This is a genomic window from Zunongwangia atlantica 22II14-10F7 (assembly GCF_002094855.1).
GTDB classification, from domain to species: Bacteria; Bacteroidota; Bacteroidia; order Flavobacteriales; family Flavobacteriaceae; genus Zunongwangia; species Zunongwangia atlantica.
Map to the genome: position 1 here is coordinate 230,688 of NZ_ARYN01000005.1, position 20,305 is coordinate 250,992.

General features: G+C 34.1%; 21 protein-coding genes and 1 other RNA gene. 11 read left to right on the plus strand and 11 right to left on the minus strand.

All coding sequences use genetic code 11. The features are described from left to right. Positions 1 to 58: 58 nt before the first annotated feature. The 9 genes from IIF7_RS07130 to IIF7_RS07170 all read left to right on the plus strand — a co-directional run bounded on the left by IIF7_RS07130 (position 59) and on the right by IIF7_RS07170 (position 7,280). Positions 59 to 1,219: a hypothetical protein gene (locus IIF7_RS07130; protein ID WP_084840985.1), complete on the plus strand. Its 1,161-nt coding sequence runs from the start codon at positions 59 to 61 to the stop codon at positions 1,217 to 1,219. A 17-nt stretch (positions 1,220 to 1,236) separates the two neighbouring features. After that, a complete protein-coding gene (locus tag IIF7_RS07135; protein WP_084840986.1) occupies positions 1,237 to 2,853 on the plus strand; it encodes a BCCT family transporter in 1,617 nt (538 codons plus the stop codon). A gap of 2 nt (positions 2,854 to 2,855) precedes the next feature. Beyond that, positions 2,856 to 3,713, plus strand: coding sequence for a universal stress protein (locus IIF7_RS07140; protein WP_084840987.1), 858 nt, complete (start codon positions 2,856 to 2,858; stop codon positions 3,711 to 3,713). A 137-nt stretch (positions 3,714 to 3,850) separates the two neighbouring features. After that, the gene (locus tag IIF7_RS07145) at positions 3,851 to 4,456 is read left to right on the plus strand and encodes a hypothetical protein (RefSeq protein WP_084840988.1); all 606 of its coding nucleotides are present in this window, start codon (positions 3,851 to 3,853) and stop codon (positions 4,454 to 4,456) included. Between the two features lie 21 nt (positions 4,457 to 4,477). Beyond that, positions 4,478 to 4,783 (plus strand): winged helix-turn-helix domain-containing protein, encoded by a 306-nt coding sequence (locus IIF7_RS07150; protein ID WP_084840989.1) that lies wholly within the window; start codon positions 4,478 to 4,480, stop codon positions 4,781 to 4,783. 164 nt (positions 4,784 to 4,947) lie between these two features. Then, entirely contained in the window at positions 4,948 to 5,247 is a 300-nt protein-coding gene (locus tag IIF7_RS07155; protein ID WP_139801282.1) for a hypothetical protein, read from the plus strand. 3 nt (positions 5,248 to 5,250) lie between these two features. Continuing rightward, positions 5,251 to 6,024, plus strand: coding sequence for an oxygenase MpaB family protein (locus tag IIF7_RS07160; protein WP_084840991.1), 774 nt, complete (start codon positions 5,251 to 5,253; stop codon positions 6,022 to 6,024). Positions 6,025 to 6,078: 54 nt separating this feature from the next. After that, positions 6,079 to 6,579: a hypothetical protein gene (locus IIF7_RS07165; protein ID WP_084840992.1), complete on the plus strand. Its 501-nt coding sequence runs from the start codon at positions 6,079 to 6,081 to the stop codon at positions 6,577 to 6,579. Beyond that, the gene (locus IIF7_RS07170; protein ID WP_084840993.1) at positions 6,576 to 7,280 is read left to right on the plus strand and encodes a DoxX family protein; all 705 of its coding nucleotides are present in this window, start codon (positions 6,576 to 6,578) and stop codon (positions 7,278 to 7,280) included. Before IIF7_RS07165 ends, IIF7_RS07170 begins: the two co-directional genes overlap by 4 nt. A 54-nt stretch (positions 7,281 to 7,334) precedes the next feature. On the opposite strand, the gene lepB is transcribed toward IIF7_RS07170, so the two are convergent. The 4 genes from lepB to IIF7_RS07195 form a co-directional block, all read right to left on the minus strand. Beyond that, complete coding sequence (gene lepB, locus IIF7_RS07175) at positions 7,335 to 8,012, minus strand: signal peptidase I (protein ID WP_245801569.1); 678 nt, start codon at positions 8,010 to 8,012, stop codon at positions 7,335 to 7,337. Positions 8,013 to 8,027: 15 nt separating this feature from the next. Next, positions 8,028 to 8,609, minus strand: coding sequence for a hypothetical protein (locus IIF7_RS07180; protein WP_084840994.1), 582 nt, complete (start codon positions 8,607 to 8,609; stop codon positions 8,028 to 8,030). 555 nt (positions 8,610 to 9,164) lie between these two features. Further along, a complete protein-coding gene (locus IIF7_RS07190; RefSeq protein ID WP_084840995.1) occupies positions 9,165 to 11,186 on the minus strand; it encodes a M13 family metallopeptidase in 2,022 nt (673 codons plus the stop codon). A 68-nt stretch (positions 11,187 to 11,254) separates the two neighbouring features. Then, a complete protein-coding gene (locus IIF7_RS07195) occupies positions 11,255 to 12,454 on the minus strand; it encodes an NAD(P)-dependent oxidoreductase (RefSeq protein WP_176218916.1) in 1,200 nt (399 codons plus the stop codon). A gap of 432 nt (positions 12,455 to 12,886) precedes the next feature. Between IIF7_RS07195 and ssrA the strand changes: the two genes are divergently transcribed. Both ssrA and IIF7_RS07205 read left to right on the plus strand, forming a co-directional pair. Further along, positions 12,887 to 13,289: a transfer-messenger RNA gene (gene ssrA / locus IIF7_RS07200) on the plus strand. A 258-nt stretch (positions 13,290 to 13,547) separates the two neighbouring features. Beyond that, positions 13,548 to 14,813: a site-specific integrase gene (locus IIF7_RS07205; protein ID WP_084840996.1), complete on the plus strand. Its 1,266-nt coding sequence runs from the start codon at positions 13,548 to 13,550 to the stop codon at positions 14,811 to 14,813. 55 nt (positions 14,814 to 14,868) lie between these two features. Here IIF7_RS07205 and IIF7_RS07210 read toward each other — a convergent pair whose 3' ends face one another. The 7 genes from IIF7_RS07210 to IIF7_RS07240 all read right to left on the minus strand — a co-directional run bounded on the left by IIF7_RS07210 (position 14,869) and on the right by IIF7_RS07240 (position 20,244). Next, positions 14,869 to 15,324 carry a hypothetical protein gene (locus IIF7_RS07210; RefSeq protein WP_084840997.1) on the minus strand — a complete coding sequence of 152 codons (456 nt, stop codon included), beginning with the start codon at positions 15,322 to 15,324 and terminating at the stop codon, positions 14,869 to 14,871. After that, on the minus strand, positions 15,305 to 16,111 hold the full coding sequence (locus tag IIF7_RS07215) for a hypothetical protein (protein ID WP_084840998.1): 807 nt from the start codon (positions 16,109 to 16,111) through the stop codon (positions 15,305 to 15,307). The genes IIF7_RS07210 and IIF7_RS07215 overlap by 20 nt, the downstream gene beginning before the upstream one ends. A 2-nt stretch (positions 16,112 to 16,113) precedes the next feature. Next, positions 16,114 to 17,142 carry a patatin-like phospholipase family protein gene (locus tag IIF7_RS07220; protein WP_084840999.1) on the minus strand — a complete coding sequence of 343 codons (1,029 nt, stop codon included), beginning with the start codon at positions 17,140 to 17,142 and terminating at the stop codon, positions 16,114 to 16,116. A gap of 19 nt (positions 17,143 to 17,161) precedes the next feature. Beyond that, positions 17,162 to 17,443: a hypothetical protein gene (locus IIF7_RS07225; RefSeq protein ID WP_084841000.1), complete on the minus strand. Its 282-nt coding sequence runs from the start codon at positions 17,441 to 17,443 to the stop codon at positions 17,162 to 17,164. A gap of 1 nt (position 17,444) precedes the next feature. Further along, positions 17,445 to 18,164 (minus strand): hypothetical protein, encoded by a 720-nt coding sequence (locus IIF7_RS07230; protein ID WP_139801283.1) that lies wholly within the window; start codon positions 18,162 to 18,164, stop codon positions 17,445 to 17,447. Positions 18,165 to 18,871: 707 nt separating this feature from the next. Next, a complete protein-coding gene (locus IIF7_RS07235; RefSeq protein WP_084841002.1) occupies positions 18,872 to 19,708 on the minus strand; it encodes a class I SAM-dependent methyltransferase in 837 nt (278 codons plus the stop codon). Positions 19,709 to 19,800: 92 nt separating this feature from the next. Continuing rightward, positions 19,801 to 20,244 carry a hypothetical protein gene (locus IIF7_RS07240; RefSeq protein WP_084841003.1) on the minus strand — a complete coding sequence of 148 codons (444 nt, stop codon included), beginning with the start codon at positions 20,242 to 20,244 and terminating at the stop codon, positions 19,801 to 19,803. Between the last annotated feature and the right edge of the window lie 61 nt (positions 20,245 to 20,305).

The following is a 20,305-nucleotide window of genomic DNA, read 5'->3' on the forward strand; positions in this document are numbered from 1 at the left end:
ATTATTATCAGGACGAGTTAAGTTCATTTAATTTTGATTATCGAATAAAAACTTTTGGATGAAAAAAACTTTACTACTTCAATCTTACAAACTACTTCTATGCACGATTTTTCTTTTTTTCTCATCTCCTCTTTTAGCACAGGAATCTGAAGATGAAGAAAAACCAAAGTTAAAAATAGGTGGTGCGCTTCGATTTAATTACAATTTATCAAGTTGGAAAGAGGGCCAAAAAGATCGCGGTGGTGATTTTGGTTACGATATGTTTAGAATTAATGCTGAGGGATCTTATAAAAATGTCTTCCTAAACGTCGAATATCGGTTATATTCTGAAGCTTTTGGTGGTGGATTCCTGAAGCAAGGCTGGCTTGGTTATAAATTTAACGAAGAAGATCAAATTCATATTGGTTTAACTCAGGTTCCGTTTGGGCTTCAGCAATACAACTCTCACAACTGGTTCTTCAACCTTACATATTATGTTGGTTTAGAAGACGATCATGATATGGGAATAAAGTATATTCATGATTCAGAAAGGATTCAATATCAATTAGCTTTCTTCAAAAATGCTGAAGAATTACAATTTGGTAGCACTTCAGAAATTGATCCTTCTCGATATTCTTACGATATTGCAGGACGAAACAAAGAAATTAACCAGTTTAACGGAAAGTTTATCTACAAACTAGGGAAAGATAAAAATCATCAATTAGGAACATCGGTTCAATACGGTGGTATTTATAATCTCGATACTCAGGAAACAGGCGATCATCACGGTTTTGCGCTTCATTACGAATATTTAGGTGAAAAATGGAATGTAAAAGCACAGGGAATGATCATAGAACACAATCCCATCACTCCAGATACCATAAACGATAATGTACTTCAGTTTGGGGCTTATGGTGCAACTTATGGCGTTGCTGCAGATTTTAACCTTTATTCTTTAGCGGTTAGCCGAAGCATTCCGGTAGAAATTGGCCCAATATCAAATTTGGAATTCTATAATGATTTTGGTTTTATGGATAAAACTGAAGACGATTTTGAAGACTCTTTTATGAATGTAACCGGCGTTTTGATTACCGCCGGAAAAGTTTACACATATATCGACTATGCAGCAGGTTATAATCACTCCTGGCTTGGCGGTAATTATGTAGACGATTTTGCTGCGGGGAACCCAGATGCAAAATGGGAAGCCCGTTTTAATATAAACATAGGATATTATTTTTAAACATCTAACACATTAGTATGGCAGAAAAAGTTACCAGAAGCGACGAGAAAAAATCCATTTTTGGATTAGAGGTTAACGGCCCGGTATTTTTCTCTTCGACCATTATTATTACCGCAAGTATTGTCTTAACGCTCATTTACGAGAAACAGGCAGAAAAAGTATTCGAAAATGTACAAAACTATGTTGCCAATAATGGTGGTTGGTTTTTTGTACTTGTAGTGAATATTTTTCTTGGATTTATGATCTATTTGGCCTTTAGTAAATTCGGAAATCTTAGAATTGGTGGCCAAAATGCAAAACCAGAATTTAAAACAGCTTCCTGGTTCGCGATGCTTTTTAGCGCCGGAATGGGAATCGGACTTTTATTTTGGAGTATTGCTGAACCTATAAACCACTTTAACACTCCGCCAATGGCCGAAGGTGGAACCGTAGCTGCTGCGAGAGAAGCGATGAGTTTTACATTTCTTCACTGGGGTTTTCATGCCTGGGGAATTTATGCTTTGGTAGGGCTTGCTTTGGCCTATTTTACGTACACCCGTGGTTTACCGCTAACCATAAGATCTGTTTTTTATCCTTTTATAGGAGATAAAATTCATGGTTGGATTGGTAACCTTATAGACATTTTCGCAGTTTTAGCGACACTTTTTGGACTGGCAACTTCACTTGGATTTGGGGTACAGCAAATCGCAGCAGGTGTAGAACATGTTTTTGGAATTACGAACGATATCACGACACAGATCATCATAATTGCAGGTATTACAGCGATCGCCACTTTATCTGTAGTCTTGGGTGTAGATAAAGGTGTTCGAATTTTGAGTGAGTGGAATATGAGAATTGCCGTTGTACTTTTACTACTTGTTTTAGTATTAGGACCTACGATCTTTATCTTCCAATCATTTGTGCAAAATACCGGAAATTATTTTTCAGATTTCTTGATGATCTCTACCTGGACAGAGAGTTTTACGGGTACCAAATGGCAAAACGACTGGACCGTATTTTATTGGGGTTGGTGGATTGCCTGGTCTCCTTTCGTAGGGACATTTATCGCCCGCGTATCTAAAGGTAGAACCATTAGAGAATTTGTTTTAGGAGTACTTATTGTTCCTTCTTTGATCACCTTCTTTTGGATTTCAGCATTTGGAAGTGCTTCAATCCAACAGGTTTTAGCCGGAGATAATACCATTGTTGAAGCTGTAAACGATGATGTGGCAACAGCCCTTTTCGTATTCTTAGAGCAATTCCCATTAGCGACGGTTCTTAATGTTGTAGGTGTGATCTTAATTGGAGGATTTTTTGTGACTTCATCAGACTCTGGTTCTTTAGTTGTAGACAGTTTAACTTCTGGAGGAAAGATTGATGCTCCGGTAGGACAGCGTATATTTTGGGCAGTTGCTGAAGGTACCATCGCTGCCGTTTTATTAGTTGGTGGTGGTTTACAGGCCTTGCAAACCGCTTCAATCGTCACGGGACTCCCCTTTGCTTTTATTTTGCTGGTGATGTGCTATTCGCTCTACCAGGGACTTAAAGAAGATATGCGCAAACTGAACAAGAAAAAAGAGCAAAAACAAAAAGAAAATTACGAAGAGGTCGTTAAAGAAATAGTACAGAAAAGAAACCTGAAAAAAGCCGATTAAAAATGATTAATATTAACACAATACTGGTAGGGTTAGATCTTTCTCCTATGGACGATCACCTTATCGCATACGCTTCGTTTTTAGCCAAAAAACTGGATATTAAAAAGGTATATTTCACTCATAATGTAAAAAAATATGCAATTTCAGAATTGTTTCAGGAGCAGTTAAAAGATCTTGATCTGGAACAAATTATTGGCGATGAACTTTCAGAAAAAATCACCAATAGCTTTGATGCAGATGTTGAATGGGATACGCTAATTGCTGAAGATCCTTATACCGAATCGATTTTTAACCATATCGTAAATAAATATTATATCGATATGATCCTAGTAGGAAATAAGATTGATTATGAAGGTGCTGGGGTTCTTACCGATAAGCTACTTAGAATGGTAAAATGCCCGCTTTTAATTATTCCTGAAACCTGCACTCCAAAATTAAACACTATTTGGGCAGGAACAGATTTCTCTAGAAGTTGTATGAAAATCTATAACAGCATAGATTATATAGAAGAAAAGATTGATGCGAATATTGTTGCAGCTCATGTTTATCAAATTCCAGCGCAGTTTTCACCTTATGTTTCAGCAGATACAATGAAGGTAAAACTGAAAAAACACAGCCAGGAACGCTTAGAGAAGTTTATAAAAAGATTACACAAACCTTACAATATCGAAGAAAAAGTATTGGATAGCAAAGAGTCTACAATCGCTGAAAAACTTATCGAATGCTCGCAGGATAATAATGCAGATCTTTTAATGGTTGCCGATAAAGGAAGTAATAATATTTCTTCTTTAATGTTAGGAAGCGTTACAGATGAGCTTTCAACCTCGAATTCAAGGATCCCAATTTGGGTGGTGAAATAGGCTTTAAAAAAAGCATTCTTAAATTATGCAATCTGAGTTTTAGTTAACAACTTTCTTGATTGAAAGAAATAAAAAACTAAAATTCAGTTGCATAATTTATTTTTATACATTTACTTTGATTTTCAAAGTACTTTAAAATGAATAAAGATTATTCACAGGATCTATCTGAAATTAGAAGTTTAATGAATCGCTCTTCGCGGTTTCTTTCCCTTAGTGGAACTTCAGGAATCATGGCGGGAATCTACGCTATTATTGGTGCAGGTATCGCGAAAATATTCTTCTTCCCTACTCAGTTTGAGTATGAAAATATTGGATATGCTAGTCCGCAGCTCGTGCCGATTGTTATCGATCTAATGCTGGTGCTTTTGCTTAGCGTGGTGACGGCTTATGTACTTTCGGCCAAAGAAGCGAAGAAAAATGATGAAAAGATTTGGGATGAAACCGCCAAAAGATTGGCATTTCATTTTTTGATTCCGCTGCTTACCGGTGGCGCGTATATTTTATTAAAATTGAATCAGGGTGATTTTGCTTCAGCTGCTTCATTGATGTTAATCTTTTACGGACTCGCTTTGCTTAATGCTTCAAAATATACGATTGGCACCATAAAATATTTGGGAATTTTAGAGATTTTGATCGGTTTGATCTGTGCCTGTTTTCCTGGATATGGTTTTTGGTTTTGGACGATAGGATTCGGACTTTTGCATATTGTTTACGGAAGTTTAATGATCATTCAGAAAAAATAATTTCCGAAGAAAACGTCCAAAGTGAGTATCATAGAAAACATAAATAAACTTTTTGACCATCGCATTCGATTGGGAATCATGTCGGTTTTAATGGTGAACGAGAAAGTCAGTTTTAATCAGTTAAAAGAACTTTTAGAAGTGACTGATGGTAACCTGGCGAGCCATATAAAAGCACTTGAAAAAGCCGAATATCTTGAAGTACAGAAATCCTTTGTGGATCGCAAACCAAATACCAAATATAAAGCGACCAAACTTGGGAAATTGGAATTTAAAAAACATATCGATGCCCTGGAAAGCATTATAAAATCGAAAAACGAATTAAAATAAACTATCACGAGGGTAAGCCCAGGAAGGCTTTCGGCAGAAATAAATTTTCAATTTCTAGGCAAGCCACGAGATACTAAACCCTTTGGCGGCGCCAATAAAATTTTTTTATTAAGCTACTTTGAAATTCAAAGTAAAAATTATCTATTATGACTATTGAAAATCCTATGAAATTAGACTACGCTTTGGCGTTAAAACGCGCACTTACCGGTGCTGGAATTGCGTTACTTCTACTGGCCGGAATTTTGCTGAAAGTTGGCGAAATTGAAAGTTGGGTGTACATTCCCATAATCACAACATCGATTGGTGGAGCTGGTGGTGGAGTATTCTACTACCTGATACGTGACTTCTTTTTTAAAGGCCATAAATACACAAAATTGATCAGTGTTTTTTGCGGATTTTGCTTTCTTGTAATTTTTTGGTTAAGCTTAGTTTTCGCGTTAGCACAAGTAGGACTTTGGGATTAAACTATGGAAACCACCTATTTCACAAAAAAAGACTCGATCGTTCGCCAAATTTGGGGAAAAGCAGATACCATCCTATTTATTTTTGCCGGTGCTGCTGCTGAATTTGCGCTGAATAAAGCGGTAGATTGGCTGTATTATACCGGCAGGCTTCCCAAAGACCCGCTGGGCCGACTTTTCTCTACCGTGAATTATGCGAAAGTGATCGTTTTTGCTGAAGAAAAAACAGCTTTCCAGGCGATAGATCAAATGAATAAAATTCATGCGAAAATTGAAGAAAATCGAGGTTTTAAAATCCCAGATTGGGCATATCGCGATGTACTTTTTATGTTGATCGATTATTCCATTAGAGCTTTTGAAGCTTTAGAGCGAAAGCTAACATTGCACGAAAAAGAAGAGGTTTTTCAGGTATTTCTAAAAGTTGGAAAAGGGATGAAAATCGCTGATTTACCCACTAATTTTAAAGACTGGGAAATACAACGAAGATCACAACTTCAGGACAATTTTGAATATAGCGATTTCACCAAAGATCTATTTCTTCAGTATAAAAAACACTTAGGAATTATTCGTTACCGCCTATTACTGGAAGCCCAGATTTTAATGGCGCCCAAACGAATAAAAGAATTACTGAATTTCAGAAATCAGTCTATTCTAATCGCAATTATTCCATTTTACCGACTAAGCCGAATATTTAAAATCGATTATATCCTGAAAGAACTTATCCTGCCAAAAGATTACAAAAGCGACATCAAAGCTTTGGATCACTCGGCAGCTCATTGATCAAAAAATTTTAATCATTTACTTTGAATTTCAAAGTACTTTAAAAACATCATTATGCGAAAGCGATTAATTCACTGGCTTTTTGACCAGACTCAGAAAGTTTATACGCGATTTTTAAAACGAAAGCATATTCCGTGGAATATTAGCTCTGCTGAACTCCTCCACTACCCAAAAGAGAGTTTCGGTTACCATCTTGGGGAATTCCTGAATAAAAATAATTTTGAACTCATTGCAAAAGTAGAACGGCATGATGCCTATCATACGCTTTGCGGTTACGGCACCAATGTTGAAGACGAGATCGCACTACAATATTTATGTTTAGGCAACGGAAAAAGTAGCCCGTATATGTTTGGTGCGATCGTATTGGGCACACTAATTCTTCCCGATTATTTCAGGTATTATTATCGTTCTTTTAAGATTGGTAAAAACGCGAACACATTTCATCATTTCGATTTTAAAGAAGTGCTTCCGTTAAACTTTGAAAATTTCAGGCAGGCCATATTTAGCCGAAATTACATAAATTCAGTCTGTATTTTATCCATTCCGAAAAAATGAAAATCATTGCAAAATTTGAACAATTTCATCTTCAGGCAAGACGAAATATCTGGATAGGCTATTTTGCCATTTTTTGCCGAATCGCTTTAGCGGCAGGCTTTTTACCATCGGGATTTGTAAAGATCAACGGCGAACGATTTACCGCTTTAGCCAATAATCACCCAATGGGACATTATTTGGAAGCGCTTTTTTACACGGGTTATTATTATCCTTTTATTGGTGTAATGCAAATGCTAGCGGCTGTTTTACTTTTGATTCCGCGTACCGCAACTTTAGGCGCTTTGATCTATTTCCCTATTATTTTGAATATTACGGTGCTTTCTTTGGCCGTTCGTTTTGATGGTTCGCTATTTACCGCACCGCTTATGCTTACGGCTGTGTTCTTTTTGCTGTGTTGGGATTATCATAAACTGAAATATATTCTTCCGTTAAAGCAGCATACTTCTGAAAAATTACTTCCGCAGCAAGCTAAAATTAGTAAGTTTCCTTTCGCATTTTTTGGTGGCGTTTTTATGTATACGATCGGTTTTATCTTTTTTATTACCAATATTTTCGAGATCATGCCACGCAATTCGATTTCAGATTGTGAGCGACAATGTAGTGACACCGAAAATCCCGAAAACTGTATCACATTTTGCGAATGCATCCACGAGGAAGGAAATTCACTGCAGGAATGTTTGGAAGTTTATGAGGGTGAGTGATTGGTAGAAATCAACTTTGTAAAGTCGAATATAGGGTTAATAACAATTCCAATTTTAATAAATTACGGTTCCTTTAATATTTTTTAACTCTATAAAACCAAAATACCTGGAATCTTCTGAATTATCTCTATTATCACCAAGAACAAAGGCTTTCCCTTCAGGAACAATTATTGGCCCAAAATAATCTTTATTCCAATTAGCATTGTAGATATTTTGAATCCTTTTATCAACTTCTGTTTGGTTAAGCACTACTTTTTGATCTGACACACCAATTTCTCTAGCAAAATTATCATCTATCATTATTTTATATGTAGAATCATTTATCTTCGAAGCATATCCAAATTCATTATACGCTATTGATTTTGGTAAGCTTTCGTACTTTTCTATAGAAAGATGATAGTTGTGAATAAAGTTAATACCTTTATCTAAGTTTTTACCATTAATAAACAAAACACCACCTTTAAGTTCAATTGTATCACCTTGTTTACCAGTCAATCTATGAACTCTAAAATGAGCTCCAAAATTTTCATCATGATGTAAATAGGAAACAAAATCACCGTTTTTTGGAGTTATTAAATTTGATGAAACAAAGTATTTCCCCATTTTTAAATTTGGATCGTTAGCAACACTGGAATTATGAAATACTTTAAAAATCCCTGATTGCCCTAAGGCATTATAAATTAGAAATATTGCCAATAAGATGCTACCAGTGATTAGCAGTTTTTTCTTCATAATTTAGATTAAATTCTATTCATTATTATACTCCAGATCAAAGCCTTTCAAGCTAGTATTTTTAAATTTAGTGATGATCTTTGCTATTTTATCATCTCCTCCTATTACTCCAAATTGATGTTGTAAATCGTGATTTGTAGCGATTAAATAATCTTCCGGGTTCATTAGATTTTTAAATCCGGTAAACTCCTCATTTATATCTGCATACCTATTTGAAAATTCATTATCGAGCCAAATCTCGATTTCAGCTTTAGATCTTAATTGCTTTGTAAAAATATACAGGTAGCTTCCAAATTCGTGTGGATAATAGAAATTTTGATTTGGCATTATTAATAAATCCCTTACGGTTCTGGTTGCAAACCCAAACCAGGTTTTCTCTATACGAATACGATATAACTGCTCAAAATTTATTTGATTCTCTTTTAATTTAGAGATAAGCATAACGTATATATTCCCAGCTTGGATGTATTGATACATATAATACCCATCTAGCATTATAAGTTGGATAAAGTTTTCTGCAGGAAGATCTGATTCAAATTCTAACTGAGCACACCCAGCTATTCCCAATTTTTGGAATAATACAATAAACTCAGTCATTTTCTTTTTTTAATAATCCTTAAGAACTAAAACTCTTAACTACGTAATCTAAAAGCTAGCAATATCATGATCTTTCAAAATCAAATATTCGATCCTTTAAATAATTAATTTCTTTCTTCTCCTTTATTTTAAATCTGATATAAATTATTGAAAAAGGAAGAATGAAATAGATAATTGGAAACAACAAAAACCCTTTAATAAGCATAATAACAGAAACCAATATCCCCAATCCAAATGCTAGTTTTCCAGCTATATTCATAGGTGATTTAAAATCCAGTTTTAGATCATAATATCCATTCTCATTTAAAAAACCAATTATTCTATAGTTATTAGGAAAATATGTTCTTTGAAGCTCTAATTTTTCTGGCCCGATATAACCAGAATAAAATCAATTCACAATTAGCTTGTTTAGGATTTTAATATTTTTATCTGATTTGGCTATTATTTTTCGCATTTCATAAATTCCAAACAACGCCCACTATAACTCAAAGAATGATAAATAACAGGTGTTTTTCAATGGCAATTATTAATTCTGGTTGAAATTAATATAAACCCTTACCAAATAAGAATTCTTTCATCTTCGGCTAAATACAATGAATCTTCGGGCTGTACATCGAAAGCTTCATAGAAATGAGGATTATTCATTAAAGGCCCATTTACTCTCCATGATGGTGGCGAATGCGGATTATTATTGATCCATAATCTTAGAAATTCATCCTTCATTTTTACACGCCATATTTTAGCTACCGAAAGGAAAAATCGCTGATCTGGCGTAAATCCGCCGATCTTAGTAGTATCCTGGCCTTGCTCCGTCATTTTAAACGCATCATAAGCAACCGCCACACCAGCAATATCTGCAGTATTTTCACCAACCGTCATTGCGCCTTTTATATGAAGGGAATCCAAAACCGTAAACGTACTGTATTGATCGATCACCTGCTGGATTCTCGATTTAAATTTCTCGTAATCGCTATCTGTCCACCAGTTTTTTACGTTTCCTTCTTTATCGAATTGCGCTCCCTGATCGTCGAAGGTATGTGTTAATTCGTGACCAATCACCATTCCTATTCCGCCATAATTTAATGCATCATCAGCATCGTTATCAAAATAAGGTGGTTGTAAAATTCCTGCCGGAAAAACAATTTCGTTTGCCGATGGATTATTGTAGGCTGTAACTGTAGAAGGTGTGGTAAACCATTCAGATTTATCTACGGGCTCTCCTAACTTTTCCAAATTACGTTGGTATGCCGCGGAAGAAGCCGAAACTATATTTTCAAAATAAGTATCCTTATCTATACTTACATTACTGTAATCCTTCCAATTATCGGGGTAGCCAATTTTCTTGGTGATCGCAGCCAATTTTTCTTTAGCTTTTATTTTTGTGCTATCGCTCATCCATTCTAAATCTTCTATTCTTTTTGCATAAGCTTTCTGAACATTATCTACTAATTCCTGCATACGCTCTTTGGCTTCTTCAGGGAAATATTTCTTAACATACAACTGCCCCAAAGCTTCGCCAAGATATCCATCTACAGCACTTGCCATGATCTCTCCGCGAGTTTTCTGAACTGCCTGCCCAGAGATCACTTTGGTAAAATCGAAAGAAGCATCTACAAAAGGCTTGCTTAAATTATCTGCATAATTTTCTAAAGTATGGGCTTTTAAATAAACCTTCCAATCTTCTAATGGAACGGTTTTTAAAAGCGAATTAAGTGTATCGTAATATTCTGGTTGCCCAACATCGATAGAATCTGTTTGCGCATTTAGATCTTCTAAAACTGCAGGCCAGCCAATATTTGGATGTTTTTTGTCTAGCTCGCTTACCGCCATTTTATTATAATTGGCTTTTACGTCACGACGCTCGATTCTGGTTCTATGCGATTCGGCTATCTGCTTTTCGATATCATAAACTACACCAGCTTTATTAGAAGCTTCAGCATCGCTAATCCCGGTAAGCTGAAATAAAGTTGAAAGATATTTTTTATAAGCTTCCTGAATTTCTTTTGTTCCTGAATCTTCACTAAAATAATAGTCTCTATCTGGCAAACCAATCCCCGTCTGACTAGCATGTGCGATATTCATCTGGCTATTTTTATCGTCTGGCCCAACGTAAAAACTTAAGATAGATCCATTCCCAGCCATTGTTGCATTCGTCACAAAATGCATCATCGAAGAAATATCTGAAATAGCATCGATTTCATTCAAAATTGGTTGTACAGGTTCGAAACCTCTTTTGTTTATTGTTGCTGTATCCATCCCAGAAGCATAGAAATCACCCACTTTTTGTGCAATACTACCTTCAACATTTTCACTTTGCGAAACACTATCCAGGATTCCCTGCAAACGCAGTCGCTGCGGATAATTCATAAACATATAGGCTCCTGCCCCAGCCTGAGTTTCAGGAATTGTAATGGTATCGTACCATTTGGCATTAACGTATCTAAAAAAATTATCGCCAGGTTTTAGATCTTGACTAATCCCGGTAATTTCTGTGAATTTCTTTTCAGGAGTTTTTTCTTCATTTTTACAGGAAGCCAGGGAAAGCAATCCCAGAAGGAGTAGTGATGTTTTTTTCATAATAAGCGAGAAGTGATTAATTCTAATGTCTAACAAGATACGATATTGGATAAAAACAGCTTTAGTTTTTAGCTTACAAAATCCTGTAAGTAAGAGTATTTAGGCGTTAATTTACCATTTTTGGTCATTCGGGCTCTTTCTAAAATTCCGTTTTTATCATTATTGAAAAAAGCCGGCAGCACATGCTCTAAGAACATTTCGCCAAAACCTTCGCTGGCATCTTTAGGCAATTCGCAAGGCAAATTATCTACCGCCATCACGGTAATCGCTTTGGGATCTTTAAAATCTATTTCCTTTTCTGTTTCTGGATCATAACCATAAATAGGATCTGCAATCGTTGAAGGTCGTATCGTGCTAGGCACCGGCCCAGCAATATCACAGGAAATGTCTGCAATATACTTTATGCTGAAATTGGGCGTTTTAGCCTCTTCTTTTGTAAAAAATACGGGAGCACCTTCGCCATAAAAATGCCCGGCAATAAAGAAATCACTGCTTACGGCGAAACGCCAAAAATCTGATTCGTACAACTCGGGATTACTGAAAAACTCCGGAATACTGCCTTCTGCCCCATCTTTACGTTTATTATAATCTAACACATCGATATGGCAATATACAGGCTCATTAAATTCTTCTGAAAGATACTCTGGCACCTCAACTTTCTTGATTTTAAGATGATCTAAAATTTCTTTAGCACCACGAGCTACTTTTCCGCTACCGGTAAGCACTATTTTAAGCTTTGGTAGGTTGATTTTATCCAATTCGGCCAACATCGCGGCTAGATCTGGAAGATCATCTGCTTTTGGCAAAGTGAAGCTTTCGTTTTTGAGTCCGATTGCCCGAAATCCGTTATACGCACCTACCAAACCAGCATATCTACCAAAACCAATAAGTCGCATTCCGCTTTCGCTGGTAATCACCTCGTGATCAAAAAGCTCGATGTTTTTATCCAAAATCGCCTTTAAAAGGTCACGATTATAAGGTTGTTTTTTGATGGTGTGAGAAAAGAAAAAGTATTTTTTATTCGGAATTAGGCTTTTAATCGGTACTTCCTTTACCCCGATCATCACATCGCTATCGCTAATATCTTCTGAAACCTGAAATCCTTCTTTTTGATATTCTTCGTTCTTAAAAATTCGAATATCAGATTGCTGTACTTTAAATTGAGCTTCTGGAAATTGATTTTTTGCTTGTTTTAGATGTTTTGGAGAAAATACCACGCGACGATCTGGTGGTGTTTTTTCTTCCCGAATAATGGCGAATTTCAGCATAGATTGGTATAGGTTTTGTACAATTTGTACCGGTTTTTAAAAGCTAATAGTTGTAAAAACAGATGAGTCTTTTTAGTTTCGCGATCTGTTCTTTTGTATCGAATTTAGTTTTCCTAATTAAAAAATTAGTGGTCTAAATATCGATTATTGAGATCTAACTTTTTAGAATTTTAAAAAGTTATAAAATATTTAAAAATCTCGATTATCGGGTAAAGATATAAATTTAATATTACCTTTGCAGGCCTTGCCATTTTGTAAGTGGTAAGCTGCATTTGATGTTCTTTGTTTAATTGAAATTCGATTTTGCGTTAGGGATAGCAGCGGTTAGCTTTTTGTGAGGCGACGAACAAAAACTAAAAGCGAATAGCCCGCCGTTTGGCCGTGAGGACAAACGGAACGCCCAAAAACAAAGTACAAAGTTCTTTACATATTGGGGTCGACTTGGTTTTGACAGCGAGTCTAATTGAGTTGTAAGCACGCCGAGCGCTGGAATATAGCTCGTAAATCTCATATTTCACACTTTTTTAAACGGCGAGAATAACTACGCCTTGGCTGCGTAACCGAATTATAGTAGGTTTTGCTTAGTCCCTACAAGGTAGGGAGCCGAGATGTCTCGTGGAAGCCTTGATTTACGGCGTCCACACCAGAGGCACCGATAAAGTAAATATAGAGACTGCAGGGCCTTGATGCAGTTTTGAAATTTAATTGAGGATACGGAAATAATTAGGTTGTTTTTGGCCAGATTATTTCTCGACAATCCAAGCGAAAACTAAGCGTGTAGAAAGCTTCTGAATTGCTTGTTTGGACGAGGGTTCGAACCCCTCCGACTCCACTTTTTGAGCATCAAACTCAAACAAAAACCCTGTAAATGTATGATTTACAGGGTTTTTTATTTTATTCAATATTATTTAATATTAAATAATTGCACTCTAATCGAGACCAATACGGTGACCTATTGATTGATCTAAAAAGGGGTCTCGCTAAGCCTTCAAAATGCTGTTTTCCAAATTCTTAGACTACGTTAAAGTTTTCATTTTTACCTCAATTTTAGGTACTTTGGGTAACCAATCGAGACCTAAAAACTTAATATCTTATGAGAACCGATTTTCATACCCATTTTCACGTCCTCGCAAAAAAGAAAAATAAACGCGGGCTAGCTCCGATTTATTTGAGACTTACCGTCGACAGAAAGAGAAAAGAATATAGTATATCGCGTAGGATTAAGCCTGAATTCTGGAATATCAAGCTCCAAAAAGTAATGGGTAATAATCCAAATGAGAAAGAAATCAATACTCATATTAATAATATAAGGCATAAGCTTAATAAAATTCATCAAATACTCTCTGACAACGACGAATCAATTACTGCTTCAAGGATGGTTCAAGAGCTCAAAGGAGAAAATAAAAGCCCCCTAAAAATGACCTTAGAAGCATTTAAGGAACATAACACACAGATGGATCATCTTTCTGGCAAAAGTATTTCTAAAAGCACCGCAAAGCGATATTGGACCTGTTATAATCATATTAAACAATTCATTAATGAAGAATACAGAAAAGATGATTATCCTATGAATGAAATTAATCATCATTTCATATCTAAATTTGAATATTTTTTAAAAACTAAGAGAGAATGCAATCATAATTCTGCATTAAAATACGTCAACAACTTTAAAAAAATCGTGAGAATCGCTTTAGCCAATCAATGGATGGACAGGGATCCATTTTACAATTATAAAGTTCAATTTGAAACGGTAGAGCGTGAATTCCTAAATGAAGAGGAAATTCAAAAGCTTATTGATAAAGAGCTTCACCTCGAAAGACTGAAATTAGTTCGAGATATGTTTATATTTAGTTGTTATACAGGTTTGGCTTATGCTGATGTCAAAAAACTAAATGATGGAGATATCACTAAGGGAATTGACGGTGCTAGATGGATTAGGACAAAACGAACTAAAACGAAAACATTGAGCAGTATCCCTATTCTTCCAATAGCTGAAAAAATTTTAGATCGCTACAAAAATCATCCCGAAGTTAAAAATAGTGATTTTATCTTACCCGTTTTAAGCAACCAGAAATCGAATGCATTTTTGAAAGAAATTGCATTGATGTGTGGTATCAAAAAACCGCTTACAACACATGTCGCAAGGCATACTTTTGCCACAACCATTACTTTGACAAATGGAGTACCTATAGAATCCGTGAGTAAAATGCTAGGCCATAAGGATTTGAGAACCACCCAACATTATGCTAAAATTGTTGATCGTAAGATTAGTGAAGACATGCAGAATTTAAAAGCCAAACTTGAAGCTAAGAAAATTTCAAATGAAAGCAATTTGAAAAACAAGAATTCTAAGAATTGATATCGTCTAAGTAAATTAAAAATAACCGTTCTAAAAACCCCAATTATCAAAGTTATTAGCCTTTTTCTTTTTTAAAAAAGAAATAGGCTAATAAACCAATTTGAATCGGTAATAAAACCTTAAATATTGTATTAGTCTTAGCCAGTGCATTTCGGAAGTCTTCAAGATTCCCCCCATTTTGTAAAATATACAATGGAACGATAAAAATTACTATACTCACCCCAAGAAGATAGATTATACTACTAATATAAGCTAATCGAAAATAAATAATATCTTTCAACAAGTAGTTACTTAATTTATGTTTAAAAAAAGAACTACCTGTGATTAAAGAATAAATCCCCCCTAAATATACTCCAATAAATGTCCAAATAGGTTCTGTGGAATGCTTAAAATATCCAAAAAATGATTTTTGAAATGTAAATATGAATATAATACTTCCCCATATGAACCATAGCAACACCAATTTTCTTTGATACCTAAAAAAAGGTAGATTAGTTTTTAAATGGCTCATATCCTGACTCTTTAAAAGGTTCGAATTTTGACTGTTTTAAAACTTTGCTCCCATTTCCGAAATCCTCAGATAAAAAATCATAAACTCTAACAGAAAATGAGTATTTCTCATTAAACTTATTGTTCTCTCCATAGAATAATGATGTAAGTGAATCCAGACTCTGCCAATTAATATCTAAATTGATATTCTTATCATAATATTTTCTGATCTCTTCTAATGTTACTACTTTATCTTTTTTTGTGAGCCTATCAACAACTAGAAATACGTACATTCTATAATAAGACTTCCCACTACAATAAAAGAAATTAAACCAATTACAATCCGGAGAAGTATCTCCTCTCTTTCCTTCAGGTGTTACTGGAATAGGATTTGTCACTATTCCATAACCATTACCCGTGTAAAAAAATTTGTAATTCCCTATATCATACCCCATTTTTTGAATTTCAGATTCAATTCTTTGACTAGTTTCAATCAATGGAGTATTTAAATCGAAAGCGTCGGAAAAAAATAGCTCCTCAGAAGAGTTTAAAGTATAGAAATAGCTAAAAGCATAACTATCCATATCTTCATATCCAGAAGTTATGGGAGGCTCATTTAATTCTTCAATCTGCATTTCCATATTGTAAATCAAACTAACTAGTTCTTCATTTTTAACAATTAATTGATTGAGATTTTCTTGAGTCTCTTTTTGTTTTGCCTCCAGTTCTGCATATTTCTTTTTTGACGCACAAGATGATACACATAAAACAATAACAATTAATGTTGTAATTATGAGCCCTCTATTCATCTTTACAACAATTTATCGATTATAATATCTAGTTCTTCTTTATAATCACGAACTGCAGATAAACCGTCTTGATATAGCGCTTTTAAATTATCAATATCCGCCTTATCCATTTCAGAACTGGCTAAACTTATCTTAGGTTGTATACGGTGATAATCCTCGCAATCTGCTACAGCTAAAGTTTCATATATCTGTTTAAGTTGATAATCCACAGTTTCGGAATTACCACTCATCATAATATCTATTAGGGGTTTTATCCATTTTATAGCTCCTGCATCTTTAAATTCTTTGTAGGTATATGCTTCTTTTACTGTACCGGTACCAATTGAAACTATAAGCATATCCTTGGCTCCAGGATTATCTGGCAACTTCTCATCATTTAAAATTTTTGAGAATTTCATTGTTCTTGCTTCGGCGTAAGCACATAGAGCAGGATTATTGGCAAAAACACCACCATCAATTAGAAAATGCGGTGTTCCATAAATTGATTTAATTTTGGCCGGTTCAAAATATGTTGGAGCAGCTGAAGTTGCCCGAGCTACATCTTTTAATTTATAATTAAAAATATCAGAATTCGCATCAGCACTAGTAAAAAAATGAGCCTTTCGATTCCGAATGTCATAACTGGTAATCAAACATGGTTTTAAAACATCTTTTAATGTTCTTTCCTCTAAAAAATCTGATAATGCTTCTTCCAATTCCTTTTCATCATATTTCTCATCAGATATACCTCCTAAACTTCTCAATTTTTTTCCCAATGACACATCGAATATTTCATCACCCTGATCTAAATAAATATCGAGAGCCTCTTTAGCTCCATACTTAAAATTTCCCTGTTCATCTGGGCATAAATATACAAGGGAAAGAATTCCTCCGGTGCTGGTACCTGCAATGAAATCAAAGTATTCTCCTATTTTTGCATCCGGATTACCTGTTTTATTTCTTAATTGCTCTTCAATATAAGTTAAAATTGTCCCCGGCAAGATTCCCCTTATACCTCCTCCATCGATTGATAATATCCTAACTTTCCTCATAATATGTATTGATTATTGATTACAATAAAGCAGCGAATTTTGGTACTTTTTTAGCTAATGTTACCGCTACATCACCTAATTCTCTAATATTCCCCAAAAGTTCCGCTTGTGATAAATTTTTCTCGGATGCCTCTTTAACTACATCTATTAATACACTATATACTCTTAAATCAGTCGTATCAGGAATAATACGATCTATTTGATCTTTGGATAAGCCCATCAATTGATTAAGTTCATCCTGATATATACCATCAAAAGCTTTATCCGCCTTCTCAAATTTTGTTGTAAATCTATTCCCCATATTAGTCTTTACTTATAGTTTCTTTAATCTTCGTTGTTATCTCATTGATTTTATCATAAGCCTCATCACCCTTAGTATCAATATCTCGTGCTTGAGTAATTAATTCTGAGATTTGATTGGAAACCCCTGATAATTTTGAGCTAATTTCACTATCAATTCCCTCTAGACCAATTAAATTTAAAGCTTCGTTCTGTGTATCTTTTAATTTTTGTAAGGAGCGAAGATGTGCCGTTAATACTGAATTGGCATAAAGCGTATTATTATAGGAATTGTTAATTTCATTGGTAATACTATCTTCTTCCAATAAAATAGGGGATAATAATTCCTTACGTTTATTCTCAATTTGCTCTCTGGCCGCCATTACAAAGTCAGACATATCAGTTAAAGCTTTCGATGTACTATTTTCGTCTGAATTTTCTGCAGCTTGAAATAAAGAAAAATAAATAGATTCTTCCCCCCCTTCAGTATAAGTCCTCAATTCATCCTTAAGTACAAAACTTATAATAAACGGAGCGTATACTTCATCTACAAATTTATTAATCTCCGATTTCAAATCACTATAGTAAAGGTTTAAAAGGTTTTCATGAGATTCTTTCAATACTATAAGATCTTTGCCAATTTGTTCTGAGATCGTAACGGATTCTTTTGGAATAGAAGCACAGCTAAAAAAACAAAACACTAAAATGAGATGGAAAATATGAGGATAATTTTTCTTAATCACTATATAGTTTTCTTATTATCAGACAAATATAACAATTTTTAAATTAATTTTAACAGGGTGTTTTCCCCCTAATATTGCTTTTGTTAATATGTTTCAGAATTTTTCAGTTAACCAGAACCGATGAGACTACCCTAAAAAATAAATAAACACTTGCTACTCATTTTATAGAAAAGCTACTCTCATAATTTGTCAGAATCTGAATTTTACAACTCTACTATAAATTTTAAAACCGCGTTAAAATGCAGGTCATTCTCCTGATAAATTGTTGAGGAAATAAATCTATACTCCTGACTATTAAAAATATTTTGAACATTTAATACAAAAATATAAGTAATGTTCTTTGGGCGAAATTCTATATTAGTTGTGAAGGTTTTATAATACTGATTATAATAATAAAAATTTCATACTTCAAATTTCCAAAGAATGAAATATTAAACTTCATCTCGTTATCAGAAATGAACCGCTGTCTGAATAAGTTATTTACCCTAATAGCTGTCAATAAAATTAAATTTATTGAAGGAATTGAAAAAAGATTATACCACGTAAAGTGTGTGGTAAAACCACGTTTTATAAATTTTCGGTAATAGGACATCTATTAAATATTCGAGTAAACTTTAAATTTATATTCCAAAAATTGGCCTCATTTTTCGCACAAATAGAATCGATTTTCAGAAGAGATGAAAATACTATTAGTGTGTAAAAAGAATTTATAGCTTTCGAAGTAAATAAAAATTCTCGTTTAGAATCAGATCTCGATTATTACCGATTTTATTAGCATATTGAGATGAGAGACTATAATAATCCTGATGATCAATCAGATTATAATTAGCCAGTGATTTATAATATTTATCTTCAATCGTTTGATAATCGTTCTTACTCGTTTTAGCTACTTTCTGATTAAAAAATTTCAATAAATTTTTAAATGCCAAGCTATTCTTTAAAGTATCTTGAAAAGACGCACTTCCTACATAATCACCACTATTTTGAATTACATCAAAAAATTTAAATAAACCATTGGCTTCAGTTCTACTTAAAAAAAACAATACACCTTCTATCAAAATAAAACTAGATTTCGTTCCTTTTATAGTGTTTATTTTTGAAAGTAAACTCTCCTTATAATTAGTACTAAAATCAACGCCAATAAAATGAATATTTCTTTTAGGAAGTATATAATTACGCTGCCAGTAATCAATCTTATCCATTTTATAATCAACAATCTCTGGTTTATCAATTTCTACATGAATTATATGTTCATCAAGTAAAAATGGATACATACTAAATCCGCTACCAAAGTTTATCAAAACCTCCACTTCTCCACCGGCTACAAGTTTTTTAATAGTATTTAGAAAATATCTATTTCTTAAACAATGGGTATAGGTTTCTTCGGAAGAAACATGATCTAGGTATTCTGCAACCCATTGTTCTGTTTTATTATTTTCCCACAATTTAGCAAAGTTGTCCTGACTTAAGTCTTCATCGAATGCTCGAAAGGCCGAGGTCACAAATGCTGTTTCATGTATACTTATATTTTTTTCTATTCCCATTGTGTTTTTACTTCATCCTTTGGCTCTTCCAAAAATTCTTAAATCTTCTAATAGGACAAAAAAGGGCACAAAAAATGAATAATTAAATATAACTATTTTACTCTTTGGTAATATAACCCAGGACCATCACAAGCCCACCAATTGTTTAATAAGAACTGGTCCTCTTCATCGATATAAAGATTTTCAATATTTTCATCCGAAGAACAATTTCCAATAATAGGATTGGATTCATCATACATCAGTTGAATCGATTTTTTGTCTTCGCTTAAAATATAATGCCCCCCAAAGGATGTTTCCTTTTGATTCTCTATTCTAGTTTTTGAAAAAGAGCCATCTGATTCGAAAACATATATTTCCTGCATTTCAATTTCATCATTAGTAATCTCATAGCCAGGAATACTTCCTGTTATTTTAACAAGCTCCCATTCTTGTGGGAATTCATTAAACGAAAGGTTTTGTAATTCCCGATTTTCCTTGTCATCGGAACATGAATTTAAAATTAACATTACGAGTAAAATAAATACTTTTTCTTTCATTTTGATTTCCTTTAATCTTTATAATATAGATGTAATTTCACTGCAAAGGTTGCGTTCAAAT

Excerpts from the sequence above, each read along its gene's own strand:
- IIF7_RS07160 (WP_084840991.1), top strand. The coding sequence starts at position 5,251 with ATGGAAACCACCTATTTCACAAAAAAAGACTCGATCGTTCGCCAAATT.
- IIF7_RS07235 (WP_084841002.1), bottom strand. The coding sequence starts at position 19,708 with ATGGGAATAGAAAAAAATATAAGTATACATGAAACAGCATTTGTGACC.
- lepB (WP_245801569.1), bottom strand. The coding sequence starts at position 8,012 with ATGAAGAAAAAACTGCTAATCACTGGTAGCATCTTATTGGCAATATTT.
- IIF7_RS07170 (WP_084840993.1), top strand. The coding sequence starts at position 6,576 with ATGAAAATCATTGCAAAATTTGAACAATTTCATCTTCAGGCAAGACGA.
- IIF7_RS07140 (WP_084840987.1), top strand. The coding sequence starts at position 2,856 with ATGATTAATATTAACACAATACTGGTAGGGTTAGATCTTTCTCCTATG.
- IIF7_RS07210 (WP_084840997.1), bottom strand. The coding sequence starts at position 15,324 with ATGAGCCATTTAAAAACTAATCTACCTTTTTTTAGGTATCAAAGAAAA.
- IIF7_RS07240 (WP_084841003.1), bottom strand. The coding sequence starts at position 20,244 with ATGAAAGAAAAAGTATTTATTTTACTCGTAATGTTAATTTTAAATTCA.
- IIF7_RS07155 (WP_139801282.1), top strand. The coding sequence starts at position 4,948 with ATGAAATTAGACTACGCTTTGGCGTTAAAACGCGCACTTACCGGTGCT.
- IIF7_RS07135 (WP_084840986.1), top strand. The coding sequence starts at position 1,237 with ATGGCAGAAAAAGTTACCAGAAGCGACGAGAAAAAATCCATTTTTGGA.
- IIF7_RS07180 (WP_084840994.1), bottom strand. The coding sequence starts at position 8,609 with ATGACTGAGTTTATTGTATTATTCCAAAAATTGGGAATAGCTGGGTGT.
- IIF7_RS07165 (WP_084840992.1), top strand. The coding sequence starts at position 6,079 with ATGCGAAAGCGATTAATTCACTGGCTTTTTGACCAGACTCAGAAAGTT.
- IIF7_RS07215 (WP_084840998.1), bottom strand. The coding sequence starts at position 16,111 with ATGAATAGAGGGCTCATAATTACAACATTAATTGTTATTGTTTTATGT.
- IIF7_RS07145 (WP_084840988.1), top strand. The coding sequence starts at position 3,851 with ATGAATAAAGATTATTCACAGGATCTATCTGAAATTAGAAGTTTAATG.
- IIF7_RS07190 (WP_084840995.1), bottom strand. The coding sequence starts at position 11,186 with ATGAAAAAAACATCACTACTCCTTCTGGGATTGCTTTCCCTGGCTTCC.
- IIF7_RS07205 (WP_084840996.1), top strand. The coding sequence starts at position 13,548 with ATGAGAACCGATTTTCATACCCATTTTCACGTCCTCGCAAAAAAGAAA.
- IIF7_RS07195 (WP_176218916.1), bottom strand. The coding sequence starts at position 12,454 with ATGCTGAAATTCGCCATTATTCGGGAAGAAAAAACACCACCAGATCGT.
- IIF7_RS07225 (WP_084841000.1), bottom strand. The coding sequence starts at position 17,443 with ATGGGGAATAGATTTACAACAAAATTTGAGAAGGCGGATAAAGCTTTT.
- IIF7_RS07130 (WP_084840985.1), top strand. The coding sequence starts at position 59 with ATGAAAAAAACTTTACTACTTCAATCTTACAAACTACTTCTATGCACG.
- IIF7_RS07220 (WP_084840999.1), bottom strand. The coding sequence starts at position 17,142 with ATGAGGAAAGTTAGGATATTATCAATCGATGGAGGAGGTATAAGGGGA.